Origin of the sequence: Fictibacillus nanhaiensis, assembly GCF_019801215.1 — a bacterium.
Taxonomy (GTDB): domain Bacteria; phylum Bacillota; class Bacilli; order Bacillales; family Fictibacillaceae; genus Fictibacillus; species Fictibacillus nanhaiensis_C.
In genome coordinates this window covers 46,102-63,525 of record NZ_JAHVJO010000003.1, presented here as the reverse complement: position 1 = coordinate 63,525, position 17,424 = coordinate 46,102, and the positions used below count along the sequence as shown (strand labels likewise).

The 17,424-nt window shown below is 41.2% G+C and carries 17 protein-coding genes; 10 read left to right on the top strand and 7 right to left on the bottom strand.

Annotation, left to right across the window (positions count from 1 at the left end):
- Positions 1-115 precede the first annotated feature (115 nt).
- On the top strand, positions 116-313 hold the full coding sequence (locus tag KUV80_RS13295; RefSeq protein WP_222463233.1) for a hypothetical protein: 198 nt from the start codon (positions 116-118) through the stop codon (positions 311-313).
- A gap of 12 nt (positions 314-325) precedes the next feature.
- The gene (locus KUV80_RS13290) at positions 326-949 is read left to right on the top strand and encodes an STAS domain-containing protein (protein WP_222463232.1); all 624 of its coding nucleotides are present in this window, start codon (positions 326-328) and stop codon (positions 947-949) included.
- A 55-nt stretch (positions 950-1,004) separates the two neighbouring features.
- Here KUV80_RS13290 and KUV80_RS13285 read toward each other — a convergent pair whose 3' ends face one another.
- On the bottom strand, positions 1,005-1,484 hold the full coding sequence (locus KUV80_RS13285; RefSeq protein ID WP_222463231.1) for a DUF1641 domain-containing protein: 480 nt from the start codon (positions 1,482-1,484) through the stop codon (positions 1,005-1,007).
- 15 nt (positions 1,485-1,499) lie between these two features.
- A complete protein-coding gene (gene fdhF, locus KUV80_RS13280; RefSeq protein WP_222463657.1) occupies positions 1,500-4,427 on the bottom strand; it encodes a formate dehydrogenase subunit alpha in 2,928 nt (975 codons plus the stop codon).
- Between the two features lie 340 nt (positions 4,428-4,767).
- On the opposite strand from fdhF, the gene KUV80_RS13275 reads away from it, so the two are divergent.
- Both KUV80_RS13275 and fdhD read left to right on the top strand, forming a co-directional pair.
- Entirely contained in the window at positions 4,768-5,112 is a 345-nt protein-coding gene (locus KUV80_RS13275) for a DUF2294 domain-containing protein (protein WP_222463230.1), read from the top strand.
- 20 nt (positions 5,113-5,132) lie between these two features.
- On the top strand, positions 5,133-5,924 hold the full coding sequence (gene fdhD, locus KUV80_RS13270; protein ID WP_222463229.1) for a formate dehydrogenase accessory sulfurtransferase FdhD: 792 nt from the start codon (positions 5,133-5,135) through the stop codon (positions 5,922-5,924).
- Positions 5,925-6,007: 83 nt separating this feature from the next.
- Here the strand turns inward: fdhD and KUV80_RS13265 are convergent, their stop codons facing one another.
- Positions 6,008-7,669: a serine hydrolase domain-containing protein gene (locus KUV80_RS13265; protein WP_222463228.1), complete on the bottom strand. Its 1,662-nt coding sequence runs from the start codon at positions 7,667-7,669 to the stop codon at positions 6,008-6,010.
- 228 nt (positions 7,670-7,897) lie between these two features.
- Here KUV80_RS13265 and mraY point away from each other — a divergent pair, with 228 nt between their 5' ends.
- The gene (gene mraY, locus KUV80_RS13260; protein WP_222463227.1) at positions 7,898-8,848 is read left to right on the top strand and encodes a phospho-N-acetylmuramoyl-pentapeptide-transferase; all 951 of its coding nucleotides are present in this window, start codon (positions 7,898-7,900) and stop codon (positions 8,846-8,848) included.
- Between the two features lie 490 nt (positions 8,849-9,338).
- On the opposite strand, the gene KUV80_RS13255 is transcribed toward mraY, so the two are convergent.
- Together KUV80_RS13255 and KUV80_RS13250 are read right to left on the bottom strand one after the other, a co-directional pair.
- A complete protein-coding gene (locus KUV80_RS13255; RefSeq protein WP_222463226.1) occupies positions 9,339-10,514 on the bottom strand; it encodes an endonuclease in 1,176 nt (391 codons plus the stop codon).
- A gap of 230 nt (positions 10,515-10,744) precedes the next feature.
- Complete coding sequence (locus KUV80_RS13250; RefSeq protein ID WP_222463225.1) at positions 10,745-11,299, bottom strand: GNAT family N-acetyltransferase; 555 nt, start codon at positions 11,297-11,299, stop codon at positions 10,745-10,747.
- Between the two features lie 122 nt (positions 11,300-11,421).
- On the opposite strand from KUV80_RS13250, the gene KUV80_RS13245 reads away from it, so the two are divergent.
- The 5 genes from KUV80_RS13245 (at position 11,422) to KUV80_RS13225 (ending at position 15,750) form a co-directional block, all read left to right on the top strand.
- Positions 11,422-12,498, top strand: a complete 1,077-nt coding sequence (locus tag KUV80_RS13245) for an NAD(P)H-dependent flavin oxidoreductase (protein WP_222463224.1) — start codon at positions 11,422-11,424, stop codon at positions 12,496-12,498.
- A gap of 248 nt (positions 12,499-12,746) precedes the next feature.
- Positions 12,747-13,004: a phage holin family protein gene (locus KUV80_RS13240; protein ID WP_222463223.1), complete on the top strand. Its 258-nt coding sequence runs from the start codon at positions 12,747-12,749 to the stop codon at positions 13,002-13,004.
- Positions 13,005-13,136: 132 nt separating this feature from the next.
- On the top strand, positions 13,137-13,478 hold the full coding sequence (locus tag KUV80_RS13235) for an RNA polymerase sigma factor (RefSeq protein WP_222463222.1): 342 nt from the start codon (positions 13,137-13,139) through the stop codon (positions 13,476-13,478).
- Positions 13,479-13,710: 232 nt separating this feature from the next.
- Complete coding sequence (locus KUV80_RS13230; protein ID WP_222463221.1) at positions 13,711-14,964, top strand: L-lactate MFS transporter; 1,254 nt, start codon at positions 13,711-13,713, stop codon at positions 14,962-14,964.
- 159 nt (positions 14,965-15,123) lie between these two features.
- On the top strand, positions 15,124-15,750 hold the full coding sequence (locus tag KUV80_RS13225) for a YrrS family protein (protein WP_222463220.1): 627 nt from the start codon (positions 15,124-15,126) through the stop codon (positions 15,748-15,750).
- Between the two features lie 79 nt (positions 15,751-15,829).
- On the opposite strand, the gene KUV80_RS13220 is transcribed toward KUV80_RS13225, so the two are convergent.
- Both KUV80_RS13220 and KUV80_RS13215 read right to left on the bottom strand, forming a co-directional pair.
- The gene (locus tag KUV80_RS13220) at positions 15,830-16,594 is read right to left on the bottom strand and encodes a class I SAM-dependent methyltransferase (RefSeq protein ID WP_222463219.1); all 765 of its coding nucleotides are present in this window, start codon (positions 16,592-16,594) and stop codon (positions 15,830-15,832) included.
- A 220-nt stretch (positions 16,595-16,814) separates the two neighbouring features.
- The gene (locus tag KUV80_RS13215; protein ID WP_222463218.1) at positions 16,815-17,276 is read right to left on the bottom strand and encodes a universal stress protein; all 462 of its coding nucleotides are present in this window, start codon (positions 17,274-17,276) and stop codon (positions 16,815-16,817) included.
- Positions 17,277-17,424: the final 148 nt, after the last annotated feature.

Here is a 17,424-nt window from a genome sequence, read left to right as displayed (position 1 = left end):
ATTTAAATACAGATAAAATCCATGCAATTCATTGTTTGGTATCTCCAAGTGTTCTATAATGGAAATAGATCAAATTTACTACATTTCTTTTTGGGTAGTAAGAAAGGAGTGAGATGTGCTAGAACTAATAGAAACGAAAAGTTTGAATGAGGCTTCAGAAAGTGTTTTTCAATTACTCAAACAAAGCATTAATATCAACACTTTCTTTATTGCTAAAAACGATGGAATAAAAGTGGATGTACTTAACGTTGAAAATACGGAAAAAATTCTTCTAGAAGAGGGATTCCAAATCGATTTTCAAGAATCGTATTGAATACATATCGTTATGGGTGGTCGGGAACCACTCGTTATCCCTGATTTAAACAAAAGTGAACTTACAAAGGAAATGGAAGTTACGAAAGCTTTTGGCGGAGGTTCTCTAATTGGTGCACCAATTATATTGAAAAACGGAAAGCATTTTGGAACTCTTTGCGGTATGGATAATGTTCCATTTGATTTTAAAGAAGAGCATATCAACCTGTTTAAAAACATGGCAACACTTCTTACATACGTCATTGATTTAGATTACTCTTTTCAGCAAGTGTTACATATCTCTACGCCTATTGTTCCTGTTTTTGATGGGATTGCTATCCTACCAATTATTGGTGAGATCGATGAAATTCGTGGTGAACACATTATTGCTACAACGATTCAGGAAAGTCACAAGCGTAACTTAGAGCATTTAATCGTGGATTTATCAGGAATTACAAATATTGAAAATGAAGAGACTTTTTATCTATTAAATCTTGTGAACACACTAAAACTGTTAGGCATAACTGTAATTTTTAGCGGCATGCGCCCTGAAATTGCAAAAAAAGCCATTCATAGCAATCACAATCTTGAAGGAGTTCCGTTTCGTTCAAATTTGAATCAAGCTCTTTCTTATATAGGGGTTACATTAACGACGTAATCTATCACGGAGTAACGAAAAAACCTTGGAGAATGGGTCTCCAAGGTTTTTTGCTTTATTTCTTCAATTCCTGCCCCATTCCTTTAAGGAAGTTGAGACCGAAGCCGATGGCGCGGTTGATGTCAGGGTCTTTGAGTGACTTAACTAAATCAAACGCGCCAATTCTCTGCTCGCTCTCTACAAAACGTTCACCTTGCTTTACTCCAGCTACCACGCTATTCAGCAGTATCTCTGTCATCTCGGGATCCATTTTCGTTAAGACACCAGCTGCTCCCATTAAGTTATTGATTATATTTGTGACAGGTTCACGGGTGGCCTGGCCGAGAGCGATGCTGGCGATTTTTTCTTTTGCCTCCAGCATGGCATTGGCTGCATCTAATGCTCCCATCTTGTGCAGTTCGCCAAGAATTTCAAGAGATTTGGTTAAAGCCTCATCTTTTTCAGCTAAGGCAGCCTGCAGTTCAGAGATTTTTTCTTGTTGGATCTGTTCGTCGGTTTTTACGATTTTTTTCACGACTGTAATGGGTTTTGCCATCTCGTATCAGCCCTCCTACACTTCATCCGTCAGGTGAACATAGCCTGGACGGTTCCATTTACGCTCGACTTCCACCCCGTTTTGCGGGTAGCGCGGCTTGTTTCTTGGATTGTTGCCCGGAAGCTTTACTTCACCTTCACGGCTGATCAGTTCCATACGTACCTTTGTTTGTTTATAGGCTGGTGTATGTGTGCGATGGTCGACAGCTGGACCCGTTAAGAAGTTAATCGCCGTTTCATTATTAACGGAGTTCATCGGCAAATAAAGCTCATTATTTTTTACACGATCGGTAACGAGTGCATTTAATTTAACTGCTCCAAATGGTGAGATCAGACGTACTACTGACCCGTCGATAACACCACGTTCTTCTGCTAATAATGGGGACACTTCAACGAACACATCAGGCACCTTATGCAGAATGCCTTTCGATTTGTTCGTCATGTTTCCTTCATGGAAGTGTTCGAGCATACGGCCGTTATTGATGTGCAAGTCGAACTCTTCTGCAAACTCTGCTGGATGTACCCAGTCCGATAGGGCAAAACGTGCCTTTTTATCAGGAAAGTTAAACCCATCTGTGTAAAGAAGAGGTGTGCTTTTCCCACTAAAATCTCCCCATAAGAAACTTCCCCAGCCTTCAAGCACGGAATAGTTCGCTTCTCCAAACAATGGCGATAAGGATGCCATCTCTTCAAAAATCTCGCTCGGGTGAGAGTAATTCCAGTCCGCGCCCATTCTAATTGCGATAGCCTGTATGATCTCCCAATCCGGACGTGATCCGCCTGTTGTAGGGAGCGCTTGATACAAGCGCTGAACACGGCGTTCTGTATTGGTAAACGTTCCTTCTTTTTCTAAAGAAGGAGCGGCTGGCAACACCACGTCTGCGTACTGCGCTGTTTTTGTTAAGAAAATGTCTTGAACGACGAAGAAATCAAGCTGAGATAACATGTCATGCACGTGGTTGGAGTTCGAATCTACTAAAGCCATATCCTCACCGATTAAGTACATCGCTTTGATTTCGCCTTTACCGATTCCTTCTACCATTTGAATGTTGTCCTTACCAGGTTTGCTGTTAATCGTTACACCATATGCTTTTTCAAATTTTGTACGTGCCATGTCATCCGTAATATGCTGATAACCTGGCAGCCATGCAGGAAGAGTCCCCATGTCACAAGCACCTTGAACGTTATTATGTCCGCGAAGCGGGTAAGCTCCAGCACCTGGACGACGATAGTTTCCTGTTGCTAAAAGGAGGTTCGAGATTGCGGCAGATGTGTCACTTCCACCTGTATTTTGGGTAACACCCATGCCCCAGAGGACACATGTTCCATCTGCATCATGGATCATCTTAGCAACGTTGATTATCGTCTCTTGAGACAGCCCCGTTATTTCTTCTGCATATTCCAATGTGTACTTCTCTAAAACATCCTTAAATTCATCAAGGAAATGAACGTTCTCTTCAATAAACTTCTCGTCGTGCCAGCCTTGGTCGATCATGTATTTTGTAACGGCCATAAGCCACACTTGGTCTGTTCCTTGTTTCGGACTCATAAAGATATCCGAGCGTTCAGCCAATTCATGCTTGCGAAGGTCTGCTACGATCAGCTTTTGACCATGAAGTTTGTGTGCGCGTTTCACACGCGTTGCAAGCACAGGGTGTCCTTCGGTCGGATTCGCACCGACGATTATGACGAGGCCTGCTTGGGCAATATCTTGAATCGTCCCTGCGTCACCGCCCATTCCAACTGTACGGAACAAACCATCTGTAGCTGGAGACTGACAATATCGAGAACAGTTGTCTACGTTGTTCGTTCCAAATACTTGGCGGGCAAGCTTTTGCATCAAATAGTTTTCTTCGTTCGTGATTTTAGATGAAGAAACGAATCCGAGCGCGTTGCTGCCATAGTCTTCTTTTATCGAGCGCATCTTGGTAGCGATCAAATTCAGCGCTTCATCCCAAGTTGACTCAACAAACACTCCGTCTTTTCGGATAAGCGGGGTAGTAAGGCGTTCTTCACTGTTTACGAAATCCCATCCGAATTTTCCTTTTACACAGGTAGAGATCGCGTTTGCTGGACCTTCACTCGGTTCCACTTTTAGAATTTTTCTGCCTTTTGTCCACACTTCGAATGAACAGCCGACACCACAGAACGTACAAACGGTTTTTGTCTTCTTCGTACGCGTTTCACGCATGGCTGCTTCTACTTCAGATATAGCAAAAATGCCGCTATAGCCAGGCTCCACTTCTTTTACAAGCTCAACCATCGGTTCAAGCAGTTCATCATCTAAGCCCGTCATAAAACCAGCTTCACCAAGCATTGACTTTTCCATGAGAGCATTACACGGACAAACGGTTACACATTGTCCACAGCTCACACAAGACGAATCATCAATACGAGAACCGGCATCCCAGATCACTCGCGGACGTTCACGTTCCCAGTCGATCGAAAGTGTCTCGTTCACTTGAAGATTTTGACACACTTCCACACATTGGCCACACGTGATACATTGGTTCGCATCATACCGGTAAAACGGGTGAGACATATCGATATCCACCGGCTCTTCTTTTGGTGAATAAGGAACGGATTGATGTTCAATCTCCATTAGTTCAGCGGTGTTATGCAGTTTGCAATTTCCGTTGTTATTGTCACAAACTGTACAATAAAGAAGATGGTTCTCTAAAAGACGGTCCATCGCTTGATTTTGAGCGTCCTTCGCACGTGAAGAGGAGCGCTCGATGGTCATGCCGTCCAGTGCCATCGTTGAACAAGAACGCATGAGCTTTCCGTCAACTTCAACAATACACGTGTCACACGTTTCAATCGGATCCACTTCTGGTGTATAACAGATTTGCGGATGAGATAATTTGTTTATGTTGATGATATCCAAGATGGATGTGCCAGACGGTGCTTCGTACGTCTTGCCATCCAGGTTGATTTGAATCATTTTCTCCATGTCAGAACCTTCCTTTCATTCGTACAAAAAAATCCACCACGAAAGTACAGTTCCCAAAGTACAGAACATGCATGTTCATGGTGGAATAGTTTAATAGCAGAGCTTACTATTGGGCCAATCCATCATTTTGTTATGTATCATTTACGAAAGAAAGAAAAACAGACGAATCTATTTCTTTTCCATCTTTTCTCTTATTATAGCGCTTACATGGAAAAAGAACAATAAAACTACTAAACTACAGCATACTCAGTTGAACAATTATTTTCACGTGCGAAAAGTAAGTACGTCATGTATGATTAGTAAAAAATGGAGAACAGTGGTGATGGTTGAGATGTCTAAGAAAGTACATGACTTTAATGATATTATCCGAAAACTGCGCAAGAACTTATTAGGAAAAGGACCTGAGAAAATCCATACGGTCTTTATTGAAAACATGGCGATTTCCACCATGTATGGTAATTTAACACCAACGGAAAAGTTTATTGCAAGAACAGCTGAAGGCAAAGAAATGGTGCATGCTGCAAGAACCCGGCTCATTCAAGATGTGTATGCAAAAGCACCTCCAGAAGGCTTAGAAGAGGTGACGGGGGCAAAGTTTATTTATCTGTTTTCAGATTTTAAAGTAGATGAGGATATGGCCGTTTCCGTTTTTGTTTTCGATAAACCGATCGCGTAAGAAAAGGAGGTTCACTTTATATGAAGCCTGTAGTCATCAAACGAGAGATTCTTCAATTCAACAATGGGAATTTCTCAGAGATTGAAGATATGATAGTAACGGAACTTCCCGTAACGATCAAGATCAATGGGGATGAGTTCGTGACGATGGTATGCAGTCCCGAGTACATAGAGGACATGGTCATAGGCTATCTCGCATCAGAAGGAATCATACGCAAATTTGAAGATATAAATGACATATGGGTTGAAGAAGCTGGCAGCTATGTGCATGTAAAAACGGATAAGCTGAACCCATTCTATCAAAATCTGCAAAATAAAAGATATATAACGTCGTGCTGTGGAATGAGCCGGCAGGGATTTGTGTTTGCAAATGATGCTCTTACCGCAAAACAGATGCGAGATATTCGAGTAAAAGTGACACCACAGGATTGCTTTCGATTGATGAAAGAAATGCAGGGATCAGCAGGTGTTTTTCAAAAAACTGGAGGTGTGCATAACGCAGCGCTTTGTGATGTGAATGGCATCGTACTTAGCAGGATGGACATCGGACGACACAATGCCCTCGATAAAATCTATGGATATTGCTTAAGAAATAATATATTCATAGGTGACAAAATTCTTGTATTTAGTGGTCGTATTTCGTCTGAGATATTATTAAAAGTAGCCAAAATCGGATGTGAAATCGTTCTGTCTAAGTCGGCACCAACGGAATTTGCGTTGCAGTCAGCTGAGGAGCTCGGAATTACTACTGTCGGGTTTATTCGTGGAGAATCGATGAATGTGTATACAGGGCATGAGAGGATTATAACGTAATAGAGCAGAATAATTTGTGTAAAAAGCAGTCATGCCAGGCTTGACTGCTTTTTTTCTTATATATGGAAGCTGTATACTCATGTTTACCAGCTTCGTTTTTCCCATTCCGTTTTAATCACTTCAACTTCTTCTTTTTCATGTTCTGAATCCGTTGTGTACACATCATTCACATACCAGCCTCTTCCGTTTACGGAACCATCTGTTTCGTAAAGAAAACGAACATACCGTGTATTTGCTGGAAGGTCCACCATATCATGTGTCCACTTTTCCTCTTTTCCTGTGTAGGTTTTGGAAAGGGAAGTCCATTGTTCCCCATCTTCAGAAGCTTGTATGATTCCTTGATCACTACCGTTTTCGATGCTTAACCAATGATTGAAGTGAAGTTTGGTTTGCTCCTCATCCACCTCAAACGTTAAGGGTTTCGCAAGATTGTCACCGTACCCAGAGAACCATGCTTTCTCTTTGCGATCGAAAGGAACGGGAACGCTGTCTGCCACAAAACGTGCCACTTGCCTCCTGATCGGATTCATCGACACAGTTGCTCGAGAAGGATGGACACGGTTCGTTAACGTGAGAACGATCATTTGATTTTTCGGTGAAACAACCATTGATGTTCCTGTATAACCCGTATGTCCGAGAGTCTCTTCGTTTGCCAAAGCATCCATGTACCAGCCTTGATTTAGCTCCCAACCCAGTCCGTGTGCGTTACGAGGGAACTCCGGAAGCTGATTTTCCGTTAACAGACGTACCGTTTCAGGTTGTAAGATTTGTGTACCTCCATATGTTCCTTTTTTAAGAATCATATGACCGAATACAGCAAGATCTTTTGCCGTTGAGAAGACTCCTGCATGTCCAGCTACTCCATCTAGGCTCCACGCATTCTCATCATGAACACTGCCCCACACCATGCCCCGGCCAATATTCGGCTGATATTCAGTCGCGGCTACTCGCTCACGAAGAGAAGCTGGGGGATTATACATCGTATCTTTCATGCCGAGCGGCTTTGTAATGTTTTCTTTGACGTATTCATCCAACCGTTTTCCAGAAAGTCTTTCTACTAGAACTCCAAGTGTAATCAAGTTAAGGTCACTGTATGTATAGGTCGTTCCAGGCTGATTTTTTAAAGGATATTCTAATGCAATCTGAATTCTGTCTTCACGGTTATTTCCTTTACTATAAAGAGGAATCCACGCCGTAAAGCCTGAAGTATGCGTCATGATCTGCCTGATTGTTACCTTTTCTTTTCCGTTTTGATTGAATTCCGGCAAGTACTGACCAACGGAATCATCAAGGTTAAACGCTCCTTGCTCATAGAGTTTCATCGCTGCAGTTGTCGTGAAAAGCTTACTGATGGAAGCAATATCGAAAATTGTGTCTTTATTCATTTCAACCGGGTTAGCCATCTCTGTAAACTGATTGTCAGTGTAGCGGGCGGAATAACCATAAGCCTCATGTTTTGCGATTGTTCCGCTGCGAGCAACAAGCACGACTGCGCCAGGCATTGTTCTTTTGTTCATTTCTTGTTCAATAAAGGAATCAATGTTTTGTAGCGGCTGCTCGTGAAGGGAAGCACTTTTGGGTGTTCCTGGATGAAGAATATTAGAAGAGGGAAGTGGCTGATTCCAGTCACCAGGTTTAACGTGTTGATGTTGAGAAGAGTCACCTGCGAAAATGGCAGGAGTTACACTGGATAAAAGCATGGCTGTACTTAGCATGGTACAAACTAAAACGCGTTTTCCTCTCATATGCACATCTCCTTATTCTGAAAATTCTTACACTTACTTACAGTATCAATCCAGAAATGGGCTGTCCATCACTCAGAAGACCCACAGTACAAGGACCTATAAAGTTTTAAGAATTGTAGAGAATTGTAGGGGGTCTGTCCCGGGGACAGACCCCCTTTTTTTATTTTGAAGGAACATTTTCCTTTTTATCGAATTATATATTCGTGACAGACTCGAAAGGAGAATATCGTGCTTCTACAGCTTAAACCTGCACTTATCACATTTTTATTAACGGTTCTTATAACACCTGTATTGATTTTTACTCTAAAAAGATTAAAGCTGACCCAGCCTATTCGGGTAGAACTTCCTGCTGATCACCAAAAAAAGAAGGGAACACCCCTCATGGCGGGAAGCGTGTTTTTCGTAGGTATCACAGTCGCTTTGTTTTATTCCATAAGTCCTGTCATGCTTTTTTTGGTGAGCACTTTTGTGCTTTTTAGTTTCATAGGTTTTCTGGATGACTTTTGGAAAGCATCAAAACAAGATCCTGGAGGGGTGTCAGGAAAAACAAAGCTCATCTTTCAATTTACATTTACGATTTTGCTCTTGTACATTGGAATCGATCTGTTTAACATTGATACAAGCATTCGAGTGACGGATTCCTTCGATATCGTATTGCCGTACATTCCTTACCTTGTCATCATCACATTGTTTATTGTAGGTACAGCAAACGCAATCAATTTTACCGATGGAATGGACGGGCTATTGGGCATGGTAGCGATTCCTACATACTTCTTTTTCTTTGTAATCAGTGAGAATATGGAAGTGAAAGCTTTTTGTCTAGTGATGATCGCAACAATTCTTGGTTTCTTGATCTATAATTTATATCCGGCAAAGGCGTTTATGGGAGATACAGGCTCGTTAGCAATAGGTGGAACGTTATCCTTTCTCGCGATCATTGAAAACGTAGAAATTTTGATTCCTATCCTATTTATCATCTATCTTGCAGAACAGCTATCTGTCATTATCCAAGTTGCTTATTTTAAGCGGACGAAAAAGAAACTGTTCCGCTTTACGCCAATCCATTATCATTACGGGATAAAGTACGGCTGGTCTGAAAACATGATCGTTACCATATTCGCTATGGTTTCATGGGCCGCATGCGGAATATGCCTCATCTATTTTGAGATGTTTATGTAAGGAGCTCATTTCTTGAGTAGGGTTCCTTGAGTAAGATCAGCGTGCCAGCTAGCTTTAGGAGTATTCTCTCGCGAGGTATGGGGCGAGGAAGCCACCAAGGCAGATGATCTTGATGGGCAAGTCCTCCTGAAAGGGAAGATCCTGTAATAAAAAATAAGGGAATATGAAAAACAAGCCCCGCGGAACGCTGGGGCTTGTTTTTATGATCGCTAAACGAAATTTATGATCGCTAAACGAAATTTATGATCGCTAAACGAAATTTATGATCGCTAAACGAAATTTATGATCGCTAAACGAAATTTATGATCGCAAAACGAAATTTATGATCGCAAAACGAAATTTATGATCGCAAAACGAAATTTATGATCGCAAAACGAAATTTATGATCGCAAAACGAAATTTATGATCGCTAAACGAAATTTATGATCGCTAAACGAAATTTATGATCGCAAAACGAAATTTATGATCGGTATCACAATCTTTAGTAATGTTACCAGATCTCCTCAGCCCACTCCGGGTGGTCAATAAACGGATTTCGATTATGCTGATAGTCATTGTAGATAATGTTGTTTCGATTGCGTTCCCAGTTATCAACGGGATCCTGCTGATGCCATTGCAACAGAATGGACATTTTACCGTGGAATGGGGCTGTCCCGTTGTTTACATTGTTATTCAGTTCAAGCTGTGGTTCACCGCTGTCCCCTTCATAACGAACGGCCATGTAGAAGATCATGCGTGCGACATCACCTTTTACAGCATTCCTAGGTTCCCATGAATCACTGTCATAATAATTGCCGAGCGCTTCAGAGTGCTGAGAGCCGCCATTATCGAAATCCAGGTTTCCTCGTGAACTGTTTACACTCACATCGGTTGGTCGTAAATGATGAATGTCAGTTCCCGCACCCATTGTTGTGCCAAAATCACCATGCGATTTTGCCCAAACGTGTTCGCGATTCCAATCGTTTATGCCAGAGCCATTCGTGGTTTTTGATTGAGAACGCCCTGTATAAAGCAAAATGACGTTGTTGCTGTTGTTCGGGTCTTGATCTGTTACTTTTAGCGCTTCCCAAACCTCAGAATAGGAAAGCTCCGTATGATCGTCGATGATGTTATGAAGTGCTGTCTTTAACGCAGCCCCTGTTTTTCCAGTGGCAGAGCTGTAATAAGATTCATCAAATGGTGGTGGATCTCCTGGATTACCAGGATCACCCGGGTTTGAGCCAGTTGTTTTTTCCATGGCCGTGGCGTTCTTTAGGCCAGCATGTGAAAAATACGCTGTTAAATTCCCCGTAACTTTAATGGAAGTCCCTTTCAAACCAGGATTTGTCTTCAAGCCGAATTGAGAACGATAAGAAGTAGGGATCTGAACATACAACATGTTAGCTGTGTTCGTTTCTGATGCACTGTCTGCGAGTGCCAGTGCATAGTCGTTCGGATAATTGCTCGTAACGACAGTAGATGTACTTGTAGGCTGGCCGACTATGTATCCTTGTACCGTTTTCACACTGTTATTTTGGTTAGATATGGCTTGTGAAACCGAATACGGACTTGTCCAGGAACCATCTCCAACAGCCTGAAGAGAAGGAATAAACGATAATGAGCTTACAACAAGTGCGATGACAACAGAAAAAAGCGAAAGGAATTTCTTGTTTCCATGCTTTTTCATCTTAACGCCTCCATTTTTGATTTAACATACGGTGTAACTGTTGATCGAGGGTGAAACTACTAGGATGCCATTTCATTTTACCGTCTAGTAAAACATGAACCTAGCTACGAAGGAACGAACTATTGAGTTGAACATGCAGTTATATAGGCCTACAAGATAAGGAGGAAAGATTACAGACAAAAAAGACGTACGCAAGTTAAACCAGGTACGCCTCAAAACATTCTTTTCAGTTACACTTTCAGGTTATCGTTTACCAACTTTTTGCTGCGTAATACGGTAATGAAACCATCAAGTATATCATGACTAACCGAGAATCCTTTACGTTTGTAGAATTCCAATGCATCTTCATTGCCATTGGAGACGAAGATAAAATAATCTTCAACATCTTCAAATTGGTTCAGCCATTTTATGGACAGATTAAAAAGTTTAGAACCTATCCCGTATTGTCGGTATTCTTTCTTTATATAAAATTGGGATAAGCAGCCGACCAGCTCTTCTTTAACAGAATTCAAATCAAAAAAGGTAGCGAACTCATTTGAATAAACTTCTTTAGGAGAGATGTTTGAATAGACATAGGCTACAATTTGATCTTCATCCTTAACGACTACGATATAATTAGCTACAGCCTTTTTTATGGAAGGAATCATTCTGCTGTCAAAATTCATGGTGTCAAACAATTCTGGTGTTATGTAGGCTTTTGATTGTTGAAAGGCCATCAGTTCGTTGCAAAGATCACGGCAAAGTTCAATCTGATGAATAGGAAGAATCTCGTATTTTAATTCCATTTCTTTCACTCCTTTACTTAATCGATTACTTTATCATTTTATTACATGGAAAAAGTAAAACAAAGGCATGATTTTCTTATTAGATCAGTTAAATCTAAAATATGGTGGAGGTAGAATGACAAATGGTTTGTAAAATGTTAAATATACGCTATCCTATTATCCAAGCTGGCATGGCTGGAGGGCCGACAACGCCAAAACTTGTAGCAGCTGTAAGTGAGACGGGTGCACTAGGTACACTTGGCGCAGGTTATATGACACCTTTACAAATAAGGGACACGATTCATGCAATCCAACAATTAACGAAAGCTCCTTTTGGAGTAAATCTCTTTCTTCCCGAGCGTTATGAGGTGGATGAGAAATCTATTCTTAACATGCAAAAACAATTGAATACCTATAGGATGAAGCTTGGAATCTCGGAAGTGAATACCGTTCCAGATAGGTTGGATATCTTTGAACAACAACTAGAAGTGGTGATGCAGTCAGGTGTTAAGATTGTGAGTTTTACATTTGATGCACCATCTACGAGTTTAGTAGAAAAGCTGCATGCTTCAGGAATAGTTGTCATTGCAACAGCAACAACAGTAAAGGAAGCGGTGGAGCTAGAATCCAACGGAGTTGATGTAATCGTTGCCCAAGGCAGTGAAGCAGGCGGTCATAGAGGAACTTTCTTGGATTCTGAGAATGAGACAATGATTGGAACGATGGCTTTAGTTCCGCAGGTCGTTGACGCAGTAAGCTGTTCAGTTATTGCATCTGGAGGCATAATGGACGGAAGAGGATATGCCGCTTCCTTAGCACTTGGTGCATCAGGGGTTCAGCTCGGAACAGCTTTTCTGACTGTTCATGAAAGTGGTGCAAGTACGATTCATCAACAGGCTATACTATCGAGTAAAGATACGGATACTAAACTGACAAAAGCCTTTTCTGGAAAAAACGCAAGAGGATTGAAAAATGACATGATGCTGGAGCTCGAAATGATAGATAAGCTTCCACCGTATCCTGTTCAACATGTATTAACATCAGATATTCGAAAAGAAGCGGCGAACCAACAAAATAAAGAGATGGTTTCCATGTGGGCAGGTCAAGCAGCATCACTCTCCAAGAAGCATTCCGCAAAAGAATTAATAGAAAGCCTTGAGAACAGCAAAAAGAAAATCATTTCAGAGCTCTTTTCGAGTCATGATACGGAATCCACTTAAGACGTACATGTGAAGGTTCAGTCCGAAAGAATGCCGTTTAACCTCAGAAAAAAGGCTCTTGATCTCAGATAATTGCATTATGAATCCACAAGTATATCTCATAATCTCGAAAAATTAGTTTCATACGTAAAGTGTGTCCGCCTGTAATAGACAGCCAAAAATATTTTTAATCGGGAGCACGTTCTTTTCTCATACCTGTAAAAATAAATTAGGAATGTAGAGTGCATGACGTTTTAAGGGGGATTATCATGAATAGTTTAATCGCCAATTTTACGCCCTATGTCGGGTTAGCCGTCATTCTTTATGCCATTCGTCAAACCGAGCGTGTTTCAAATCGGTATATCCCAATTGTCGCCATAGTTTTAGGTGTGTTGTATTCGTTTTGGGATGCTGGAGCAGTTACGCCAGCAGCCTTCTTAGACGGATTGAGGTATGCACTCCTTGGAATTGGAACAGTAGCAGGTGTTAAATATTTTATAGATAGCAAAAGTCCACAAGGGAAATGAAAAAATGTTATGTTGAGCGGCACGAATACTCGTGCCGCTTTTTTAGTGTACAAAATATATACAAAGGTTTTACAATATGGAAGAAGGGGTATCGTATGAGTGAACTGAACTACAAAAAAAGGGTGATGACTTATGCAAATGAGAAAAAATGAAGATCTGCGGCTTCTTGACCGTTTGATGTTTAAGGATAAAGAGGCACTAGAGCAATTGGTTGAATCATATGGCACACTTCTTTTTCAAGTAGCAGTTCGCATTACAGGCGAGAAAAAGTTAGCTGAACAAATATTAAAAGATGTTTTTCGAGAGCTGTGGAATGATCCTCAGGATTTTGCCGATTCCAATGAAAACTTTCTTTCTACCTATTTAGTCAAACGATGTAAATGGTTGTGTGTACAGAAAGAAGAGTTACATATTTCGTCTCTATTGTCAAAAAAATCTAAAAAGTATATTGCTAAGAGTGCTTCCGTCTGGTAGTATAGGAAGCGTTTACAACTATTGCAAACATGAAATGGAAAATCTGCATGATCTGCACATTTTTTATTTTATAAAAATAATGATGAATGATTTCTCTGCACGAGTATGTAGAGATGTTAGGCAACATTCTTAGAGAACTTATCTTTGTATAAGTCTCATTGAATGTTGTCTTTTTGTATGGTTCGCAATAGAAGTATACGTGAAGAATGCTTAATTAAGGGGGATTTACGGTATGGGAAAAACGAAGAATCGCTGGCTTATCGCGTTATCAGCTGTTGGGATCCACATTTCCATCGGCTCTGTTTATGCGTGGAGTAATTTTACAAACCCATTAATCGACAAGTTTGGCTGGTCGGCTTCACAAGTACAGCTGACGTTCAGTATCGCGATTCTTTTCCTAGGATTATCTGCAGCTTTTTTAGGTCACTTTGTTGAAAAACATGGTCCCAAAAAAGCAGGAATGCTGGCAGCTATTTTCTTTGGGATCGGAATTGCCGGATCAGGACTTGCGGTTCAAATGGAATCACTGCCGATGCTGTACATGTTTTATGGTGTACTGGGCGGAATCGGTCTTGGTGTAGGTTATATTGCACCTGTATCCACGCTCATTAAATGGTTCCCGGACCGCCGTGGTTTGGCGACTGGTCTTGCCATCATGGGATTCGGATTTGCAGCTGCTATTAGCTCGCCGATCATGGACACATTAATCAAATCTGTTGGAGTAGCAAACACCTTTTTCATTTTAGGTATCTCCTATTTTGCCATTATGACGTTATCGTCTCTTTATTTGGAAAAACCGGAAGAAGGTTGGATGCCAGAAGGTTTTAAAGAAAACGTAAAGAGCGGAAAAGTGAAGATCAAGAAAGATCTTTCGCAGTTAACAGCAAATGAGGCTGTTAAAACACGTCGGTTCTATTATCTGTGGATTATGCTTTTCATAAATGTAACGTGCGGAATTGCAATCCTGTCTGCAGCAAAACCACTTGCTGAAGAGAGTATTGGGCTTTCGACGGCTGAAGCAGCGGCGCTTGTTGGGGTGCTTGGACTATTTAACGGTTTTGGCCGAATTGGATGGGCTTCTGTTTCTGACTACATCGGACGTCCAAACACGTATACAACATTCTTCGTGTTACAAATTGCACTCTTTTTCATGTTGCCGCAAACGACTTCATCTCTATTGTTCCAAGTGATGCTTGCTGTCGTTTACACGTGCTACGGAGGAGGTTTTGCTTCAATTCCAGCTTTTATTGGAGACCTTTTTGGAACAAAGCAAGTCGGTGCCATTCATGGTTACATTTTAACAGCCTGGGCAGCTGCAGGTCTCGCAGGTCCGCTATTCGCCGCATGGATCAAAGACACGACAGGCTCTTATGCCAACAGTTTGTCGTTCTTCTCAGGATTGTTCGTCATCGCATTGGTCGTTTCTATCTTAGTGCGCTTTGACATGAAACGGCTGGAGGCGAAGCAGGAGAAGTCGGTCGCTTAATATTTGTTTTCGATACCCTCATCTTTTGGCTCTTAAATAACGAATATTTATTTAGTGATTAAAAGTAATAACAAATTGTAGGACTCCTCTTAGGATGGAGTTCTTTTGTTTTGTTTTAAGACATGAGGGAACGGTAACTTTTAAGGAGTGATTGATCATATGAAAAGATATCAACAAAAGAAATCGAGAAAGAAAAACGTCGTCCTGTTCAGCGCATTAGGTGCAGTTCTTCTAGCACTTTTGTTTTTACCCAAAAATGCCCTGTTAATGGGTAATGAAGAAGAACCTGTAAAAAAGGAAAGTAAAGAACCCAAACATAAAGTAGTAAAATTGCAGCCGGATAACGAAAGTGCATATGAGGAAGAGGAAGAAGAAGCATCAATTCCGGAAGATTCACCCTCAGCTAGTGAGGAAGAGGCATCTCAAGAGATCGGAATCGATGCAGAAAAGGAATCGGATAAAAAAGAAAAAGCGAAAAAAGAAGAAGCTAAGAAGCAGCAAGCATCAGATCAACCAAAACTGAATGAACCCATTGGAACCTCGCAAACCGGACCTCATACATCGAGTTATGAAGAAGGCAGTGTCGATTGGAACGAAAAGCTAAAAGCGATTCAGCTTGCTACCGGGCTTGATGATAAGATGACGGTTTGGAAGATCGCAAACGGAGGCGGACCACACAAATCGATTGCAGAAGTAAGTCCGAATGGAAAGTCGAACGATAGATACACCGTTAACTTAGAGTGGGTTGATCAAAAAGGATGGAAAGTCACGAGTGTGGAGAAATAACTTCACATGAAAATATAAACGAAGCTGGCTCTGATAGTAAGGTATTTTTACTATCAGGAGAGCCAGCTTTTTTATATCACTAAGATTTATGTCGAGCGATTATGATAAAACGGTGCTGCTTTACATCAAAATATCCTTGTGACTGAATTCTCTTATGAATGTCATAGAATTTCTCCATATAATCTTCACTCTGAAAATCTGTAATCTGCCACGGAATGGCATTTAAATAATAGAGAAGGGCACCTACATCATAAAAGCGCTGCACCGGGAATTCTTCTATGGCTTCTAAAACGTCGAATCCGTTTTCACGCAATTCTTTTTCGGCATAAGACAGCTCCCAATGTGAAAACTCTTCATTAATAGGAGCACCTAGAGCATGATTAATATCGATACAATCCCTTCCGCCAACCTGCTGGGTAACAAACAAGCCATCGGCCATTAATACACGGCGTACTTCAGAAGGAGAGTAAGATTCATGCTTATTGATTATGAGGTCAAATCGATCATCCTCAAAAGGCAGAAGATCATCTTCACCGATTTGAACAACATTAACGCCTAGTGGTTCCAATCGGTTTTTAGCGATAGGAACATTTGGTATATACGCTTCTGTGGCATAGGTTTTTTCGGGAAACGGCTGAAATTTTGCTAAAAGCTCTCCTCCGCCAGTTCCCATGTCAAGCATGCTTGAAGCTTTCTGGATGAGCGGGATTACTTTACTTCCATAAGACCAGGAAAGCAAGCTGCTGCCCACTCGACCTGTCTCTGTAATGAAAGAAAAATCCCAGCCTGAAAAAGGCTTTTCTGCATCCTTTACATACATCTCAAATTCATTATTACGAATCATTCTTGCACCTCCGAATTTGTTGTCAAAGTAGTTGAGTATAGAGTTTATGGGAGGGCCTCGGCAAGAATAAATGTTTTATATGTCATGTTCAAAAAAATTCACGGCAATCTCCTTTGTTAATCTCGTTTTAGTAAAATTCTTGAAAAGTGAATAAATTCCTTCTATATCATAAAAAAAGAGGAGCTCACTCTTCTGAGTAAACTCCTTGTTTGAGTAGTAGTTATTTGGCAACGAGGACAGGCTGAAGTGCATCAGATACCACTTTCTGACTGACACTGCCAAGAAATAGTTTTTTTAATCCGCTATGACCTCTGTTTCCGATGACAATGAGATCGATGTTATTTTTCTCAGCATATGCACAGATTGTGGCAGGCGGGTTACCGTGCAACAAGGCAGTTGTCGTCTTGATATCAGGGTCGACCCGATTTTGTGCCTTGTTGAGGATCTCTTCTCCAAAACGCTCTTCGGAGACTTGTGCTTCTTTTACCTCTTCACGTACGGAGGCAGGATCCGTCATGCCAACAGGATACACGCTGCTATATGCGGGTTGTACAGATTTGTTCATCGCATACAGCAGTGTTAACTCAGCACCTGAATTCCGGGCAATTTCAATTCCGTTTCGTAGAGCATCAAAGCTTCCCTCTGAACCATCAACGGCTACGAGAATCTTTTTATATAGCATCATAGGATCTCCTTTCATACAGATTTGGTACACAGCTACCTTATAAAAAACAGTACCCCCATCACATTTATGTAAAACACTGACAATAGAGAAGAATCACAAAAAGCCCTGGTTAAAGGGCTTTTGCATTTTCGACATCAACAATCAA

What these genes read in the sequence shown, in the direction of transcription:
- KUV80_RS13290 (WP_222463232.1), top strand. Translation starts at nt 326, where the DNA reads ATGGGTGGTCGGGAACCACTCGTTATCCCTGATTTAAACAAAAGTGAA.
- KUV80_RS13255 (WP_222463226.1), bottom strand. Translation starts at nt 10,514, where the DNA reads ATGAAAAAGCATGGAAACAAGAAATTCCTTTCGCTTTTTTCTGTTGTC.
- fdhF (WP_222463657.1), bottom strand. Translation starts at nt 4,427, where the DNA reads ATGATTCAAATCAACCTGGATGGCAAGACGTACGAAGCACCGTCTGGC.
- KUV80_RS13250 (WP_222463225.1), bottom strand. Translation starts at nt 11,299, where the DNA reads ATGGAATTAAAATACGAGATTCTTCCTATTCATCAGATTGAACTTTGC.
- KUV80_RS13225 (WP_222463220.1), top strand. Translation starts at nt 15,124, where the DNA reads ATGAAAAGATATCAACAAAAGAAATCGAGAAAGAAAAACGTCGTCCTG.
- KUV80_RS13285 (WP_222463231.1), bottom strand. Translation starts at nt 1,484, where the DNA reads ATGGCAAAACCCATTACAGTCGTGAAAAAAATCGTAAAAACCGACGAA.
- KUV80_RS13215 (WP_222463218.1), bottom strand. Translation starts at nt 17,276, where the DNA reads ATGCTATATAAAAAGATTCTCGTAGCCGTTGATGGTTCAGAGGGAAGC.
- KUV80_RS13265 (WP_222463228.1), bottom strand. Translation starts at nt 7,669, where the DNA reads ATGAGAGGAAAACGCGTTTTAGTTTGTACCATGCTAAGTACAGCCATG.
- KUV80_RS13230 (WP_222463221.1), top strand. Translation starts at nt 13,711, where the DNA reads ATGGGAAAAACGAAGAATCGCTGGCTTATCGCGTTATCAGCTGTTGGG.
- fdhD (WP_222463229.1), top strand. Translation starts at nt 5,133, where the DNA reads ATGAAGCCTGTAGTCATCAAACGAGAGATTCTTCAATTCAACAATGGG.
- KUV80_RS13245 (WP_222463224.1), top strand. Translation starts at nt 11,422, where the DNA reads ATGGTTTGTAAAATGTTAAATATACGCTATCCTATTATCCAAGCTGGC.
- KUV80_RS13220 (WP_222463219.1), bottom strand. Translation starts at nt 16,594, where the DNA reads ATGATTCGTAATAATGAATTTGAGATGTATGTAAAGGATGCAGAAAAG.
- KUV80_RS13235 (WP_222463222.1), top strand. Translation starts at nt 13,137, where the DNA reads ATGCAAATGAGAAAAAATGAAGATCTGCGGCTTCTTGACCGTTTGATG.
- KUV80_RS13240 (WP_222463223.1), top strand. Translation starts at nt 12,747, where the DNA reads ATGAATAGTTTAATCGCCAATTTTACGCCCTATGTCGGGTTAGCCGTC.
- KUV80_RS13275 (WP_222463230.1), top strand. Translation starts at nt 4,768, where the DNA reads ATGTCTAAGAAAGTACATGACTTTAATGATATTATCCGAAAACTGCGC.